This window comes from Williamsia herbipolensis, from assembly GCF_000964005.1.
Lineage (GTDB): Bacteria > Actinomycetota > Actinomycetes > Mycobacteriales > Mycobacteriaceae > Williamsia_A > Williamsia_A herbipolensis.
Window position 1 is genome coordinate 55,027 of the sequence record NZ_JXYP01000028.1, and the last position, 14,306, is coordinate 69,332.

Below are 14,306 nucleotides of genomic sequence, written 5' to 3' on the forward strand. Positions count from 1 at the left end.
AGTTCGTGTCTTTGCGCGGGACGAACTGCTACGCCTGGTCGGCGAAGGCGGCGTGGATCTCGTCCGGGGTGTACGGCGGGGTGTCGGTGTGGTCGCGGTAGGCGATCAGCGACATCGGCGAGGGCCCGTGGCGGCCGATGACGTTGCCTGCGGCGGTGAAGGTCTCCCCCGTCACGTCGGCGGCCGCATCGGAGACGAGATAGGCGTAGAGCGCTGCGACGTAGTCGGGCGGCGCGGGGTCGGCCGCCATGGCGTGGACGCCGGGATCGAGCACGCCGCGGGCCCGGAGATCGTCGATGTGCGCGTGGTAGTCGGGACCCGTCGACAACCGGGTGCGGGCCCCGGGCATCACGACGTTGACCCGCACACCGGTCGAGCGGAGATCGGCGGCCACCGCCGAGGCGAGCGCGGCCACACCACCTTTCGCGGCCGGGTAGCCGGTGCCGCCGAACATGCCCGACGCCGCGGCCGATCCCGACAGCACGATCGAGCCGTGGCGCTGGGCCACGAAGACCTCCGCGGCGGCGCGGGTCAGTTCGAAGGCGCTGACGAGGTGGGCGTCGATCTGTGCCGCGAACTCCTCGGAGTCGATCGTCAGGATGCTCGAGCCGAGCGGCTCGGCGACACCCGCGCAGTTGACAGCGCCGTCGACCCGTCCGAAATGCTCACGCGCCGCGTCGAGCATCGCGAAGGCCACACCGGGCCGGGCGAGTGACCCCACGACACCGACCGCACGACCCCCGCCGGCCGTCACCTCGGCGACCGCGGAATCGAGCACATCCTGTTCGCGTCCGTTCATCACCACCGAGGCGCCCTCGGCGATCAGCCGATGCGCCACCGCGAGGCCGATACCGCGGCTCGAACCACCGATCACGACGACGCGGTCGTCAGTCGCCACGATCGTCCCGCGCCGGGTTCTGTGATGTCGAGACCGACTGCGCCCAGCGATAATCGGGCTTGCCACTGGGAGTCCGGCGGATGTCGTCGACGAGCCACCACACGCGGGGAACCTTGTATCCGGCGAGTGTCGTGCGCAGGTGAGCGGCCACGACATCGAGGTCGATGGGGCCACGCGCGGCGACCACCGCGGCCACCCGGTGTCCGTAACGGTCGTCGGGCACACCGAGGACCGTGGCGTCCCCGACCGACGGGTGCGACTTCAGCACACCTTCGACCTCTTCGGCGAACACCTTCTCGCCGCCGGTGTTCACCACCTGCGAAACGCGTCCGAGCAGGGTGATGGCGCCGTCGGCCTCGAGGCGCGCACGGTCACCGCTGACGACCATGCGGACGCCCTCGTGTTCGCGGAAGATCGCGGCCGTCTTCACCGCATCGCCGTGGTACCCGATCGGTAGGTGACCGGTCTTGGCGAACCACCCCTCCCCCGGCCCGGTCAGGGGTGTGCCGTCGTCGTCGATCACCGTCGCGCCCCGACCCGCGGGCACCCGCGGACCACCCGCATGATCGGCGGTGACGAACCCCGTGTCGGCCGCCGAATAGACCCGAATGCCACCGAAACCCGTCTCCGACGAACCGATGGAGTCACTGATGGCCACAGTGGGCACGAGCTCCAGCAGGCGCGCCTTGAGTGCCGGAGAGAACAGTGCGGCACCGGAACTGACCGCCAACAGACTCGACGTGTCGACCGGATCGCCGGCGTCGGCGCGGGCCACGAGTTCATCGATCAGGGGCCGCCCCATCGCGTCACCGGTGATGACCAGGATGTTCGGCCGACACCGGTCCACCACCTGCCATACCCGCGACGCGTCGAATCGGGCCTGCAGGATCACGGTGTTCCCGGAGAACAACGCGCCCAACGTCGGCATCAGACCCGAGACGTGGATCAGCGGCGGCAACATGAGGAACCGCATGCCGTCGGCATTCTCGGCCGCACGCGCCGACTGCGCCCACTCGTCGGGCAACGGCTCCCCCGAGTAGAAGTCGATACCGCCTCCGAGGACCCGCCACATGTCCGACTGACGCCACATCACGCCCTTCGGGGCCCCCGTGGTCCCACCGGTGTAGAGCAGGAACAGGTCGTCGTCGCTACGATCGACGGGCTCCCGGTCGGCGGAGTACCCCTGCAGGTGCTCGTCGAGATCAGGCCCGGTGACGATCACCGTCGGTCGGATGTCGCCCGCGAGCGTGGCGGCCTCGTCGGCCACCTCGGCCCATGCGCGCTGGGTCGCCACCGCCACGAGTCCGGCGTCGGAGTAGATGTGGGCCGCCTCGTCGGGTCGGTACCGGTAGTTGACGTTCACCGGGACCGCACGGATCTTGTAGGCGGCGAGGAACACTGCGAGAGCATCGATGTCGTTGTGCATGTGCACGCCCACGTGATCGCCCCGACGGACGCCACGGTCGGCCAGCAGACGCCCCCAACGGTTGGCCCTGCTCTCGAGCTGCCCGTAGGTGTACCGGGTGTCGCCGTCGATGACCGCCAGCCGGTCGGCGACGGCATCGACGGCGTGCTCGAACAGATCGGCCAGGTTCTGCGCCATGGGAGACCTCTCCTAGACCGGGGTGATCGACAGGGGCGTGATCGATCCGGGCGCACCGCGATCGTCGAACCGGAAGCTCGCGCCACCGCTGAACCGGACCACGGCGACCTCCTTGCGTTCGCGTTGCTCGGCGCCCCACCCGATGTCGACGGTGAGGAAACCGTCGTCCACGCGGGCACCCTGCACGACCCAGTGCGGATCGACCGCGGTCGCGATCGCCTGCAGTGGCAACAGGTTGTCGGGGTCGAGATGGACCAGCCAGCTCCCGTCGGCGACGGCGGCGCTGCCCCGGGGGATGCGCACCGACACGATCGCTTCAGCGCCGTCACCCTCGGCGATCACTCCGAGACCCACGTACTGCTCCGGTCCCAGAGCCGGGTGCAGCGACAGGACCTGCGCCAGACCGGCTGCATCACTTGTGATCCCGAGGGCCGCCCGGATGCGCTCCGCAGTCAACCCGGCGATACCGGTCACCGCCTTCACCACGAGTTCGCGGGCGTGTTCGGCCGATGTGCGCCGCGACACTGCGCCGATGAAGCCCATGATCAGCAGCTGATGCTGCACCGCCACCTCCTCGGCCGTGCGCACGAGTGTGCTGTGCGCCCAGTCGCGGAACTGGAGATCGTCGAGCAGATCACCCGAGTAGTCGTTCCACCCCGTCTCCGAGTGGTCGATCTCCGACAGCTCGAGATCGGCGGCACGGGTGGCGAACATCGCGTGGGTGTAGTCCGGGAGATCGAGTTCCTCGCGGTCGGGTTCGATGGTGACGAGCCACTCGCAGTGCGGCGTCCGGTTCTCCGGACGGCGGGGCGGCCGATGCACCGGACGGATGCGGGCCCGACGGTTGGTGGCGATGGCCGTCGCGTCGAACGTCGGGTCCTCGATGTCGTGGCACATCGCGGTCACGTAGTCCTCGCCCATCGGTTCGACGTCCATCAGGGCGCCACAGTGGTCGAGGACGAAACTGCCGTGGTACTCGTCGACCACCGAGTAGCGGAAGTCCATGAACTGCGGTGGGGCACCGATGTCGAGCTGCAGGCACTTGAACATGTCGACGACGCCGTCGCCGTCGACCCCCATGGCGCGACGCATCCGCGCGGTGTACACGGGGCTCGCGGCCATCCACTCCTCGATGGCCACCTGCGCCATCACGTCCCGGCCGAAGTCGCCGATGACGTGTGCCATCGCGCTGCGGTCGATCAGCTGTCCCGCCAACAACAGTTCGGGGACGAGTGTCGCGAGTTCGTTCTGCGACAGTTCGGAATACGACACGTCAGGCGTTCCTCACCACATCGGGACGGGGGTCTTGCCGAGCGGGTACCAGCCCGGCAAGCGTTCGGTGGCGTTCGCGACGCGGTTCATCCGCGCGCTCATGCCCTCGGTGAGGACACCGTCACCGATCATCTCCATGAACAGCGCGACGACGTTGCCGTAGTCGAAGAAGTCGCGTTGCCAACGGAACTGGAAGTCTCCGCCGTACTTGAACCAGCTGCCCTGGATGCCCTCGAGCGCGTAGCGGGTACCGTCGGCGCGCTGCCCGTCGAACACCTGCTTCCACAAGCCCAGCATGTCACCGGTCTTCTCGTCGATCACCCACGACTGGTAGGGGTAGGTCCAGCCGTCGAGCCCGTCCATCTCGTAGCCGATGGCGAAATCGCGGATCTCGTCGCGACCGACGGCCATGAAGTCGTCCTTCGGTCCGTAGTTCCACCCGTAGGTCGCGTCCTCGGTGTAGAACTCGGCGAGATTGCGCCAGTCCCCGGCCTTCTCGCCGTCTCGGTTGGCCTGCAGCCAACGCTCCACCATCTCGTCGAGCTCTGCGCGTTCGAATGCCATGATCGTCAATCCTTCTCATCGTCGATGATGCGTAGGGCCTGGGTCGGGCAGTACTGGACCGCGCGCTCGACGGCGTCGCGGTGCGAGGCGTCCGGCGACGCGTCGAGGATGTCGACGGTGTCGACCTGTGCCCGGAAGATGTCGGGGGCTTCCATCTCGCACATGCCGTGCCCCTGACAGATGTCGCGATCGACCTCGATCCTCACCGTCGCCTCTCCCGTCACCTGGTGCGCCGCCGGTACCGGACCCGGCACGGCTGCTGGAGCTGGACCACCATCTTCGAGTGGTCGTTGCGGTAGGAGTCCGCGGGTTGCGCCATCTCGAACTCGTAGTTCTGCAGCAGCACCGAGAAGATCGCCTTGAGCTGCATGATGGCGAACTGCGCTCCGACACAACGGTGTCGGCCGGCGCCGAACGGGATCCAGGTCCAGCGGTTGGCGATGTCCTCCTGGCGAGGCTTCTGATAGCGGTCCGGGTCGAAGGCGTCGGGGTCCGGGAAGTCCTCGGGCAGGCGGTTGGAGATCGCGGGCGAGACCGCGATCGACTGCCCGGCCGCGATCTCCACGTCCTCGATGTGGATGTCGTTCTGCACCACCCGCATGAGGATGATTAGCGGCGGGTGCAGGCGCAGAGCCTCTTTCAACGCGGCCTCCACCTTCGGCATCTGCCGGGTGTGGGCGAACGTGTACTCCGGACGCTCGCCGGCGGGTGTGTCTCCGTAGATGTCGTCGAGCTCGGAGACCACCTGCGCCATGTAGTCGGGATGGCGGAGAAGCTCGATGAGCGTCCACGCAGCGGTGCCCGAGGTGGTGTGGTGCCCCGCGAACATCATCGAGATGAACATCCCGGTGATGGTGTTGGAGTCGAAACCCACCGACACCAACACGTCCATCAGGTCGCGATCCTCCTTGCTCTCCGGAGGGTTGGCGATCCGCTCGTTCATCACGCCCTGGATGAACTTCTGCAGCTCGGTGCGGGACTCGTCGCGCTTGCGGAAGCTCTCGATGTCGGCGTGGTAGTCGACGTAGGCGATGGGGTCGGTGCCCTTCTCCAGGTCGTGGAAGAGATGGGCGATGCGGCCGTTGAGCTCATCGCGGAACTTCCGTCCGATGAGGCAGGCCGACGACGTGTACAGCGTCAGTTCGGCGAAGAACTCCAGCAGGTCGACCTCGCCCTCGTCGCCCCACTCGGCGATGACGCGCTCCACCTCGTTGGGGATGGTGATCGCGTGCTGCTTCATGTGTTGCGCCTTGAGCGCCGAGTTGTGGATCGCCTGCGACCGTTCCTCGGGACTCGCGTCGAACACGACTCCCTCACCGAAGATCGGCGTCATGAACGGGTAGGCCGCCGCCTGATCGAGATCCTCCTCCGGGGCGCGGAAGAACTCCTCGTTGGCCGTCGCCCCGGTGACCAGGACGACCTCACGGTCGGCGAGCTGGAACTGCCCGACGTCGCCACACTCCTCGCGGATCCGCCAGAACAGGCCGATGGGATCCGAGGCGAGCTCGTCGAGGTGGCCGTGCTCACCCTCTCCGCCGGACACACGGGCGGGTTTGGTCAACGTCATCAGTTGTCTCCTTGCTGAGGGTCGCCCTGGCGGGCAGGAGCGACGATGGGCGCCTCGGCCTCGACCTCGACCAGGCGCATGTGCGAACCGCGGGGCATCGTCACGACGGTCGTGATCGCGGTCGCGAGGTGGACCGGCTTGAGGAAGAATCCGTGTCGCGCGAAACCGAACGCGACCCAGTCGTTGAGCATGGCCGCGGCGGTCTCGGCGTCGAAGTTGGTGCCCATCCCCGTCATCGTCTGACCGGGCCGGACCTGGCTGGCGCGAACCCCGGTGCCCTCGAGCTCCTGACGGGCCACCAGGGCGAACGCCTCCACCCCGGCCTTGGCAGCGGCATAGGCACCCATGTGCGGTCGCGGATCGGCGGCCACGTCGGAGCTGATGAACACGAAATCCCCACGGCGGCGGTCGATCATCTCCGGCACGATGCGGCGGTAGAGTTGCTGCGCCCCGAGCAGATGGATGGCGACCTGGTCGGCGAACGCGTCGTCGGACATCTCGTAGGTGCGGCCCGGCCACAGATCGCCGGCACCGGACACCACGATCTCCAGCGACCCCAACTCGGCCTCGGCCTTGGTCACGCACTCGTCGATCGAGGCGGCGTCGGTGATGTCGAGCGGGACCGCGATCGCCTCACCACCGGCGGCGATGATCTTCTCGACGAATTCCTGCGACTTCTCGACGCGGCGGGCGCCGAGGGCGACGGGATGTCCTGCGGCGGCCAGCATCACGCCGGTTGCCGCGCCGATACCCGACGAGCCTCCCGCGATGAGCACGGGACGACGCTCGGGGTGTCCTGGATAACGGGGCATCTACCGCGCCTTCACGGTCATGGGGAGGTTGGCGAAGCCGCGGACGTTCACCGAGTGCACGCGGACCGCCCGGTCGAGATCGAGATCGATCCTCGACGCGGACTTGACGATCTCGGCCAACGCGACGTTGGCCTCCAATCGAGCGAGATGGGCGCCGAGGCAGAAATGCGTCCCCAGACCGAAACTCGTCAGCGCCTGCGAGCTGTCCCGTCCGATCTGGTAGGAATCCGGGTCGTCGAAGACGTCGTCGTCCCGATTGGCCGAGCCCAGCAGCAGCAGGACACGTTGCCCGGCCGGGATCGTGTACCCGCCGTACTCGACATCGGACAGCACACGGCGCAACACGATCTGCGTCGAGTTGTCATAGCGCAGGGTCTCCTCGGTCCACGCCGGGGTCTCCTCCGGGTCGGCCAGCACCTTCGCGAACTCGTCGGGGTTGACGTAGCCCCAGTAGATCGCGTTCGCGAGCAGCTTCGTCGTCGTCTCGTTGCCCGCGACGATCATCAGGATGAGGAACCCGATGATCTCGTCGGCGGTCAACCGCGTCGGCTCACCGGTGGCCTCGTCGATGATCTCGGCGTCGATGAGGACCGAGACCATGTCGGCGCCCGGGTTCTTGCGCCGGTCCTCGATGAGGTCCGAGTAGTACTGGGCGAGGGCGAAATACGCCTCGACGGCGGCCGGCGGGACGTCGTAGACCCCTTCGTCACGGTGGATCAGGTCGTCGGAGAGTTGACGTAGCCGGGCCCGGTCAGCCTGCGGGACCACCAGCAGCTCCGAGACCACGTCCATCGGCAGCAGACCGGCGAAGTCCGACACGTAGTCGAAGTCGCCCTTCTCCAGGCACACATCCCAATGCTGGTGCGTCAGTGCGGTGATCCGCTCGGTCAGCTGGTTCACGCGGTTCGGCGTGAACCCCTTCGACACCAACTTGCGGATACGCATGTGCTTCGGGTCGTCGAGGGCCAGGAACGACATCGACATGTGCGCGTCCGGCCCGTAGGCCGCGGGATCCATCGACACACCCCAACTGTTCGACAACGCCGGGGTGTCGCGGAACGCCGCTCGGACGTCGGCGTGCTTCGACAACGCCCAGAAGTCCTTCTCCGCGTTGTAGTAGACCGGCGCCTCGCTCCGCAGCCGGGCGTAGGTCGGATACGGATCCTCGTGGAACGCATAGTCGTACGGATCGAACGGGACCCGGCTCTCCATCCCCGCGGTGTCGGTCCCGCCGGTGCCCACCGTCACGACAGGTCCTCCAGCAGCAGCTTGGCGGCGTCGCCCAACCGATCGGCCATGTCCGAGTAGGAGCCGTAGCCCATACCCGCCCGCACCAGCGCGCCGGAATAGAGCATCTCCAACAGTTCGATGCGCCGGTCGTCGGAGTCCATGGGTACACCGAGCGCGGTCGCGAGTCGCTCACGGATGAAGCCACCGACGCGCAGCCGCAGGTGTTCGACATCGGGATCGGTGCCCAGCAACGCCACCGTCACCGCGCCGGCGAGTTGATCCTCACCGGCGACCACGAGCGCGACGCGACGCAGCACGTCGGCCGCACGTGCCGCGGGCGGCGACGACGTGTCGGGTTCGGGCACGGAGGTGACCAACATGCGCCAGAACAGCTCGGCCACGATGTGGTTCTTCGAGCTGAAGTAGGTGTACGCGGTCGCCGGGGCGACGCCGGCGCGCTTGGCGACCGACCGGATCGTCATGCCCTCGAAACCGTCCTCGCCCAACACCTCCCGCGCCGCCTCGGTGAGCTTGGCGACGGTCTCGGCCTGCTGGTTCGTCAGCCGACGACGCGTGGACTCATGCGAACTGGGGCCGGATTCACCGAATACGGGGGTGGACATGTCGGCAACGCTACATTAGCTTTGAACGCGAGTCCAGACACGTGTCCAGATAGGAGTTCGGCCCATGGTGCAGCCCGACGTCGCCGTACGGAACCTCCGCCCGGCGGTGAGCTCGGACCTCCTCATCGACGGGGAACTCCGCCCCGGTTCGGGCGGGACGTTCGAGATCGTCAACCCGGCGACGGAAGAGGTCATCGGCCTCGCCGCCGACGGCACCGCCGACGACATGGACGCCGCGATCGCCGCCGCCCGCACCGCGTTCGACACCACCTCGTGGTCCCGCGACCACGCCTTCCGCGCCCGCTGCCTGCGTCAGCTGCGGGATGCGTTGCAGGGCCACATCGAGGAGCTGCGCGAGATCACCATCGCCGAGGTCGGCGCGCCGGCGTTCCTCACCTCCGGCCCCCAACTCGAGGGGCCCATCAACGACCTCGGGTACTGCGCCGACCTCGCCGAGAACTTCGCGTGGGAGACCGATCTCGGGCGCGCCGAACCGATGGGCATCCCCAACAGCCGGGTCATCAAACGTGAGGCCGTCGGCGTCGTCGGCGCGATCACGCCGTGGAACTTCCCGCACCAGATCAACTTCGCGAAGATCGGGCCCGCCCTGGCCGCGGGCTGCACGGTCGTGCTGAAACCCGCGCCCGACACCCCCTGGTGTGCGGCCTTGGTGGGTACGGTCATCGCGACCGAGACCGACATCCCCGCGGGCGTGATCAACATCCTCACCTCCAGCGACCACGAGGTCGGGGCGCAGCTGTCCACCGATCCCCGTGTCGACATCGTCTCGTTCACCGGCTCGACGGCCACCGGCAAGGCCGTGATGACCGCCGCCGCGGCCAGTTTGAAGAAGGTCTTCCTCGAGCTCGGCGGCAAGTCCGCGTTCATCGTGCTCGACGACGCCGACCTGAAGGCGGCGTGCTCGATGGCCGGGTTCAGCGTGGTCACCCACGCCGGGCAGGGCTGCGCCATCACCACGCGGCTACTGGTGCCGCGCGAGCGCCACGACGACGCCATCCGGTACACCCGCGAGGCCATGGCCGGCCTCGAGGCCGGTGACCCCACCGAACCGGGCACCATCTGCGGCCCGGTCATCTCGGCAGTGCAGCGCGATCGGGTGGAGTCCTACATCGCACTCGCGAAGGACGAGGGCGGCACCGTCGAGATCGGTGGCGGCCGACCGGAGAAGCAGCCGAAGGGGTTCTTCGTCGAACCCACCCTCATCTCCGGTCTGGACAACTCCGCGCGCGCGGCGCAGGAGGAGATCTTCGGTCCCGTGCTGGTGATCATCCCGCACGACGGCGACGAGGACGCGATCCGCATCGCCAACGACTCCCCCTACGGGCTGTCCGGCGCGGTGTGGGGAACCGACCCCGACCGGATCGCGCACGTCGTCGACGGCGTCCGCACCGGGACCATGAGCGTCAACGGCGGCATCTGGTACAGCGCCGACGTCCCCTTCGGCGGCTACAAGCAGTCCGGTATCGGACGGGAGATGGGTGCACTGGGCTTCGAGGAGTACCTCGAGACCAAGGCCGTCGCCACCCCCGCCTGACCGTCACCGGAGCATGACCATCCCCACGAGACAGGACATTTCATGAGGTTCGAAGGAAAGACCGCCATCGTCACCGGAGCCGCCGGCGGCATCGGTGAGGGCTACGCACGAGCACTCGCCGCCGAGGGAGCCCACGTCGTGATCGCCGATCTCTCCGACGAGGCGGGCGAGAAGGTCGCCGCCGACATCGGCGGGCACTACGTCCACACCGACGTCGCCGACGAGGCGTCGGCGCAGGCGCTGGCGCAGGCCACCCTCGACGAGTACGGCCAGATCGACTACCTGATCAACAACGCCGCCATCTACGGCGGCATGCAGCTCGACTTCCTCATCACCGTGCCGTGGGACTACTACAAGAAGTTCATGAGCGTGAACCTCGACGGCGCACTCAACGTGACCCGCGCGGTCTACGGCCACATGAAGCCCGGCAGCGCCATCGTCAACCAGTCCTCCACCGCCGCATGGCTCTACAGCGGCTTCTACGGTCTGGCGAAGGTCGGGATCAACGGCCTCACCCAGCAGCTCGCGACCGAGCTGGGTGGATCCGGGATCCGGGTCAACGCCATCGCACCCGGGCCCATCGACACCGAGGCCACCCGCTCCACCACGCCGGGCAAGATGGTCGCCGACATCGTGAAGAAGCTGCCGCTGTCGCGGATGGGCACCCCGAAGGACCTCGAGGGCACGTGCCTGTTCCTGCTCTCCGACGAGGCCTCCTGGATCACCGGGCAGATCTTCAATGTCGATGGCGGACAGATCATCCGGTCATGACCACACCCGACACCGCGTTCGGGGTCGGGTTCATCGGCCTGGGCAACATGGGCGCCCCCATCGCGCAGCGGTTCGTCGCGTGGCCCGGCGGGCTCACCGTCTGTGACGCACGCCCCGAGGCGACCGAGAAGGTCGTCGCGGCCGGGGCGAGCGCGGTCGCCACCGCCGCCGAGGTCGCCGAGCGAGCCCGCGTCATCTCCATCACCGTCCTCGACGACGCCCAGGTGCGGTCAGTCGTCACCGGCCCCGGCGGCATCCTGGAGACCGCGACACCGGGGACGGTCGTCGCGGTGCACTCGACGATCGCCCCCGACACCGCCGTCGAGCTCGGCGAGATCTGCGCCGCCCGCGGTGTCGATCTCGTCGACGCACCCGTCTCCGGTGGCGCCTCCGGAGCCGAGCAGGGGCGGCTGGCGATCATGGTCGGTGGTCCCCGCGCCGCCTACGAGAAGGTCAAGCCGGTGTTCGCACTCGCGTCCGACATGACCATCCACGCAGGTGATGTCGGTGCGGGTACGCGGATGAAGTTGGCGCGCAACCTGCTCCACTTCATCTCCTTCACCGCGGCCACGGAGGCCAGTCGGCTCGCCGAGGCCGCGGGTGTCGACATCGTCAAGCTCGGCAAGGTCGTCCGACACACCGATGCGATCACCGGTGGAGCCGGCGCCATCATGTTGCGTGACACCACCGCACCCATCGCCGACGACGACTTCTGGCATTCGGTCTTCACACACGTCCGCGGTCTCGGCGAGAAGGACGTCGCGCTCGCCCTCGAGCTCGCCGCCGACCTCGACGTCGACCTCCCCCTGGGGCGCATCGCCCTCGAGCGACTCGGCGACGGTCTCGGCGTCGGTCCCGGCGAGATCGCCGCCTCCCACCCGAACGGAGTCACCCGATGACCGAGATGAGCGAACAACGCCGCAAGGGCCTGGCCAAGATGGCGGAGGTGTACGGCTTCGATCTGTCCGACGGGCCCGGGGACTACTTCGCCCACACCGCCGACCACCTGTTCGGCGAGGTGTGGACGCGCGAGGGACTCACCGTCCGCGACCGGCGTCTGCTGCTGCTCGGCGCACTCGCCGCGTCGGGCCTCGACGACGTCGCCGAGATCCAGGCCGGGGCCGCGTTGGGCAACGGCGAACTCGAGCCCGATCAACTGCGCGAGATCGCCCTGTTCCTCTGCTACTACATCGGATGGCCGTTGGGCACGAAGCTCAACTTCACCTTCGGCAGGGTCATCGACAACTTCGAGAAGAATCGTTGAGGCAGTTCGTCTTCGAGGACATCACCGCCGACGAGGTCGCCCGGCGCGCAGAGCTGTACACGCCGCTCACGAACTCGGTGCGTGAGCTGGTCGACGCCACCATCCGCACCGAGGTCGATCCCGACACCATCGGTGCGGCGCGGGAGCTGATCGATCGGGCCACCGCTCTGCTCCGTGCACAGCAGTGCGACGGTCCGCACGGGGTGCGCTACACCGCCGACGGGACCGGGATGCCCTGGGGCAACCCGGCGATCGGGATCCGCAACGCCATGGCGCCCCCGATGGTGGTGAACCGCGACGGCGATCACCGGCGCGTCGCCGACGTCGTCCTGGGCGCGGCGTACGAGGGACCGCCCGGGCTCGTGCACGGCGGGATCTGCGCCCTGCTGCTCGACCACATCCTGGGCGAGGCCGCGAGCGCCATGACCGGCACCCTGACACTGCGGTTCGAGCGGGCGACCCCGCTGGGGCCGGTTCATCTCGAAGCGGCGGTCACCGGGACGGACGGCCGCAAGAAGACCGTTCACGGTTCGCTGTCGGACGCCGACGGCATCACCGTCACCGCCGAGGGCATCTTCATCATGCCCCGGACATTCGACGACCCGGAAGGATCTCCATGACCACCGATCTGCCCACCCGCTGTCCGTTCGGGGCCGGCTGGGACCTCACCGATCCCGCCCTGCTCGAGAACGGCATGCCCCATGCCGAATTCGCGCAGATGCGGCAGACGCGACGCATCTTCTGGATCGACCAGGATCCCGAGGTCGGGCCGTTCCGGGACAGCGGGTACTGGGTCGTCACCCGACACGCCGACATCCGCGCCATCTCGAAGAACTCGGTCGACTTCTCCAGCAACACCCAGGGTGCGGTCATGCGGCTGCCGGACATGATGACGCCCGAACTGCTCGAGTACACCAAGGCGATGTTGATCAACCACGATCCGCCGGAGCACACACGTCTGCGCAAGGTGGTGTCGCGGCTGTTCACCCCGCGCGCGGTCAACGCCCTGCACGAGGTGCTCGACGCCCGCGCCCGCGAGATCGTCTCCGCCGCGATCGCCGGTGGCACCGGCAATTTCGTGGACGATGTCGCCGTGGACCTCCCGCTCTCGGCCATCGCCGATCTCATCGGGGTACCCGCCGAGGACCGGGAGAAGTTGTTCACCTGGACCAACGCCGTGATGAACACCGACGACCCCGACTACGGCGACATGGACGCCGCCGAGGCCAACGCGCAGCTACTGGGCTACGCCTACGCGATGGCCGAGGACCGCCGGAAGAACCCGGCCGAGGACATCATCACCACGCTGGTCAACGCCGACGTCGACGGGGAGGCACTCGACGAGGCCGAGTTCGGCTTCTTCGTCATCCTCATCGCGGTGGCGGGCAACGAGACCACCCGCAACGCGATCACCCACGGCATGAACGCGTTCCTCGACCACCCCGAGCAGTGGGAACTGTTCAAGCGCGAGCGCCCCGCGACCGCCGCCGACGAGGTCATCCGCTGGGCCACACCGGTGCACTGCTTCCAACGCACCGCCATCAACGATGTGACGCTCGGCGACGTCACCGTCCGCGCCGGCGAACGGGTCGGGATGTTCTACAGCTCGGCGAATTTCGACCCCGAGGTCTTCGACGACCCGCGAACGTTCGACATCACCCGGAATCCCAATCCGCACCTGGCGTTCGGGGGCAGCGGCGCGCACTACTGCGTGGGCGCGAACCTGGCCCGGATGGAGGTCGACATCATGTTCAACGCCATCGCCGACCTCGCGCCCGACATCACCAAACTGGCCGACCCCACACGACTGCGTTCCGGGTGGATCAACGGTGTGAAGGCACTTCCGGTCGACTACCGCGGTTGACCGGCCGCGCGGGCCGCGATGCGCGCCTGCACCTCCGGCCGGCGCAGGGGCGGCACCGTGCGGGGCGGCTGGCGTCGGGCCGGCAGCGCGTCGAGAAGTGCGGTGGTCGCCGCGGTCACGGTCGCCACCGCCGTCTCGAAGGCCTCGGCGTTGGCCGGGGAGGTCTTGGCGATCCCGCTGACCTTGCGCACGTACTGCCGTGCCGCGGCCTCGATCTCGACCGACGTCGCCGGTGGCTCGAGCCCGCGGAGCTCGGTGATGTTGCGACACATGATGTCTCCTG

Annotated in this window: 16 protein-coding genes; 6 read left to right on the forward strand and 10 right to left on the reverse strand. The window is 68.1% G+C overall.

Annotated elements, in window-relative coordinates; all coding sequences use genetic code 11:
- Positions 1 to 28: 28 nt before the first annotated feature.
- The 9 genes from TU34_RS15305 to TU34_RS15345 are packed head-to-tail and all read right to left on the reverse strand — an operon-like array spanning position 29 to position 8,569.
- Entirely contained in the window at positions 29 to 898 is an 870-nt protein-coding gene (locus TU34_RS15305) for an SDR family NAD(P)-dependent oxidoreductase (protein WP_238981335.1), read from the reverse strand.
- Positions 888 to 2,501 carry an acyl-CoA synthetase gene (locus TU34_RS15310; RefSeq protein ID WP_045823766.1) on the reverse strand — a complete coding sequence of 538 codons (1,614 nt, stop codon included), beginning with the start codon at positions 2,499 to 2,501 and terminating at the stop codon, positions 888 to 890. Before TU34_RS15310 ends, TU34_RS15305 begins: the two co-directional genes overlap by 11 nt.
- A gap of 12 nt (positions 2,502 to 2,513) precedes the next feature.
- Positions 2,514 to 3,773 carry a hypothetical protein gene (locus tag TU34_RS15315; protein ID WP_045823767.1) on the reverse strand — a complete coding sequence of 420 codons (1,260 nt, stop codon included), beginning with the start codon at positions 3,771 to 3,773 and terminating at the stop codon, positions 2,514 to 2,516.
- A 12-nt stretch (positions 3,774 to 3,785) separates the two neighbouring features.
- Positions 3,786 to 4,337: a hypothetical protein gene (locus TU34_RS15320; RefSeq protein WP_045823768.1), complete on the reverse strand. Its 552-nt coding sequence runs from the start codon at positions 4,335 to 4,337 to the stop codon at positions 3,786 to 3,788.
- 5 nt (positions 4,338 to 4,342) lie between these two features.
- Positions 4,343 to 4,543 carry a ferredoxin gene (locus TU34_RS15325; RefSeq protein ID WP_045823830.1) on the reverse strand — a complete coding sequence of 67 codons (201 nt, stop codon included), beginning with the start codon at positions 4,541 to 4,543 and terminating at the stop codon, positions 4,343 to 4,345.
- A gap of 14 nt (positions 4,544 to 4,557) precedes the next feature.
- Positions 4,558 to 5,904, reverse strand: coding sequence for a cytochrome P450 (locus tag TU34_RS15330; RefSeq protein ID WP_045823769.1), 1,347 nt, complete (start codon positions 5,902 to 5,904; stop codon positions 4,558 to 4,560).
- Positions 5,904 to 6,716, reverse strand: coding sequence for an SDR family oxidoreductase (locus tag TU34_RS15335; RefSeq protein ID WP_045823770.1), 813 nt, complete (start codon positions 6,714 to 6,716; stop codon positions 5,904 to 5,906). The genes TU34_RS15330 and TU34_RS15335 overlap by 1 nt, the downstream gene beginning before the upstream one ends.
- Complete coding sequence (locus TU34_RS15340; RefSeq protein WP_045823831.1) at positions 6,717 to 7,928, reverse strand: cytochrome P450; 1,212 nt, start codon at positions 7,926 to 7,928, stop codon at positions 6,717 to 6,719. It lies immediately after the preceding gene.
- Positions 7,929 to 7,960: 32 nt separating this feature from the next.
- Positions 7,961 to 8,569, reverse strand: a complete 609-nt coding sequence (locus tag TU34_RS15345) for a TetR/AcrR family transcriptional regulator (RefSeq protein ID WP_045823771.1) — start codon at positions 8,567 to 8,569, stop codon at positions 7,961 to 7,963.
- Positions 8,570 to 8,633: 64 nt separating this feature from the next.
- Between TU34_RS15345 and TU34_RS15350 the strand changes: the two genes are divergently transcribed.
- From TU34_RS15350 to TU34_RS15375, 6 genes are read left to right on the forward strand one after another with little or no spacing between them, the layout of a single operon-like run.
- On the forward strand, positions 8,634 to 10,124 hold the full coding sequence (locus TU34_RS15350) for an aldehyde dehydrogenase (RefSeq protein ID WP_045823772.1): 1,491 nt from the start codon (positions 8,634 to 8,636) through the stop codon (positions 10,122 to 10,124).
- 42 nt (positions 10,125 to 10,166) lie between these two features.
- The gene (locus TU34_RS15355; protein WP_045823773.1) at positions 10,167 to 10,895 is read left to right on the forward strand and encodes an SDR family oxidoreductase; all 729 of its coding nucleotides are present in this window, start codon (positions 10,167 to 10,169) and stop codon (positions 10,893 to 10,895) included.
- Positions 10,892 to 11,794 carry an NAD(P)-dependent oxidoreductase gene (locus tag TU34_RS15360; RefSeq protein ID WP_045823774.1) on the forward strand — a complete coding sequence of 301 codons (903 nt, stop codon included), beginning with the start codon at positions 10,892 to 10,894 and terminating at the stop codon, positions 11,792 to 11,794. Before TU34_RS15355 ends, TU34_RS15360 begins: the two co-directional genes overlap by 4 nt.
- On the forward strand, positions 11,791 to 12,159 hold the full coding sequence (locus TU34_RS15365) for a carboxymuconolactone decarboxylase family protein (protein ID WP_045823775.1): 369 nt from the start codon (positions 11,791 to 11,793) through the stop codon (positions 12,157 to 12,159). Before TU34_RS15360 ends, TU34_RS15365 begins: the two co-directional genes overlap by 4 nt.
- A complete protein-coding gene (locus TU34_RS15370; protein ID WP_052688964.1) occupies positions 12,156 to 12,779 on the forward strand; it encodes a PaaI family thioesterase in 624 nt (207 codons plus the stop codon). The genes TU34_RS15365 and TU34_RS15370 overlap by 4 nt, the downstream gene beginning before the upstream one ends.
- On the forward strand, positions 12,776 to 14,023 hold the full coding sequence (locus tag TU34_RS15375; RefSeq protein ID WP_052688965.1) for a cytochrome P450: 1,248 nt from the start codon (positions 12,776 to 12,778) through the stop codon (positions 14,021 to 14,023). Before TU34_RS15370 ends, TU34_RS15375 begins: the two co-directional genes overlap by 4 nt.
- Here TU34_RS15375 and TU34_RS15380 read toward each other — a convergent pair.
- The gene (locus tag TU34_RS15380) at positions 14,011 to 14,295 is read right to left on the reverse strand and encodes a DUF2277 domain-containing protein (RefSeq protein ID WP_045823776.1); all 285 of its coding nucleotides are present in this window, start codon (positions 14,293 to 14,295) and stop codon (positions 14,011 to 14,013) included. The two genes, TU34_RS15375 and TU34_RS15380, sit on opposite strands and share 13 nt — an antisense overlap.
- Positions 14,296 to 14,306 lie beyond the last annotated feature (11 nt).

Bases quoted from the DNA above. Each gene is read 5' to 3' on its own strand.
- TU34_RS15310 (WP_045823766.1), bottom strand. From the start codon at position 2,501: ATGGCGCAGAACCTGGCCGATCTGTTCGAGCACGCCGTCGATGCCGTC.
- TU34_RS15320 (WP_045823768.1), bottom strand. From the start codon at position 4,337: ATGGCATTCGAACGCGCAGAGCTCGACGAGATGGTGGAGCGTTGGCTG.
- TU34_RS15330 (WP_045823769.1), bottom strand. From the start codon at position 5,904: ATGACGTTGACCAAACCCGCCCGTGTGTCCGGCGGAGAGGGTGAGCAC.
- TU34_RS15335 (WP_045823770.1), bottom strand. From the start codon at position 6,716: ATGCCCCGTTATCCAGGACACCCCGAGCGTCGTCCCGTGCTCATCGCG.
- TU34_RS15340 (WP_045823831.1), bottom strand. From the start codon at position 7,928: ATGGAGAGCCGGGTCCCGTTCGATCCGTACGACTATGCGTTCCACGAG.
- TU34_RS15345 (WP_045823771.1), bottom strand. From the start codon at position 8,569: ATGTCCACCCCCGTATTCGGTGAATCCGGCCCCAGTTCGCATGAGTCC.
- TU34_RS15350 (WP_045823772.1), top strand. From the start codon at position 8,634: ATGGTGCAGCCCGACGTCGCCGTACGGAACCTCCGCCCGGCGGTGAGC.
- TU34_RS15355 (WP_045823773.1), top strand. From the start codon at position 10,167: ATGAGGTTCGAAGGAAAGACCGCCATCGTCACCGGAGCCGCCGGCGGC.
- TU34_RS15360 (WP_045823774.1), top strand. From the start codon at position 10,892: ATGACCACACCCGACACCGCGTTCGGGGTCGGGTTCATCGGCCTGGGC.
- TU34_RS15365 (WP_045823775.1), top strand. From the start codon at position 11,791: ATGACCGAGATGAGCGAACAACGCCGCAAGGGCCTGGCCAAGATGGCG.
- TU34_RS15375 (WP_052688965.1), top strand. From the start codon at position 12,776: ATGACCACCGATCTGCCCACCCGCTGTCCGTTCGGGGCCGGCTGGGAC.
- TU34_RS15380 (WP_045823776.1), bottom strand. From the start codon at position 14,295: ATGTGTCGCAACATCACCGAGCTCCGCGGGCTCGAGCCACCGGCGACG.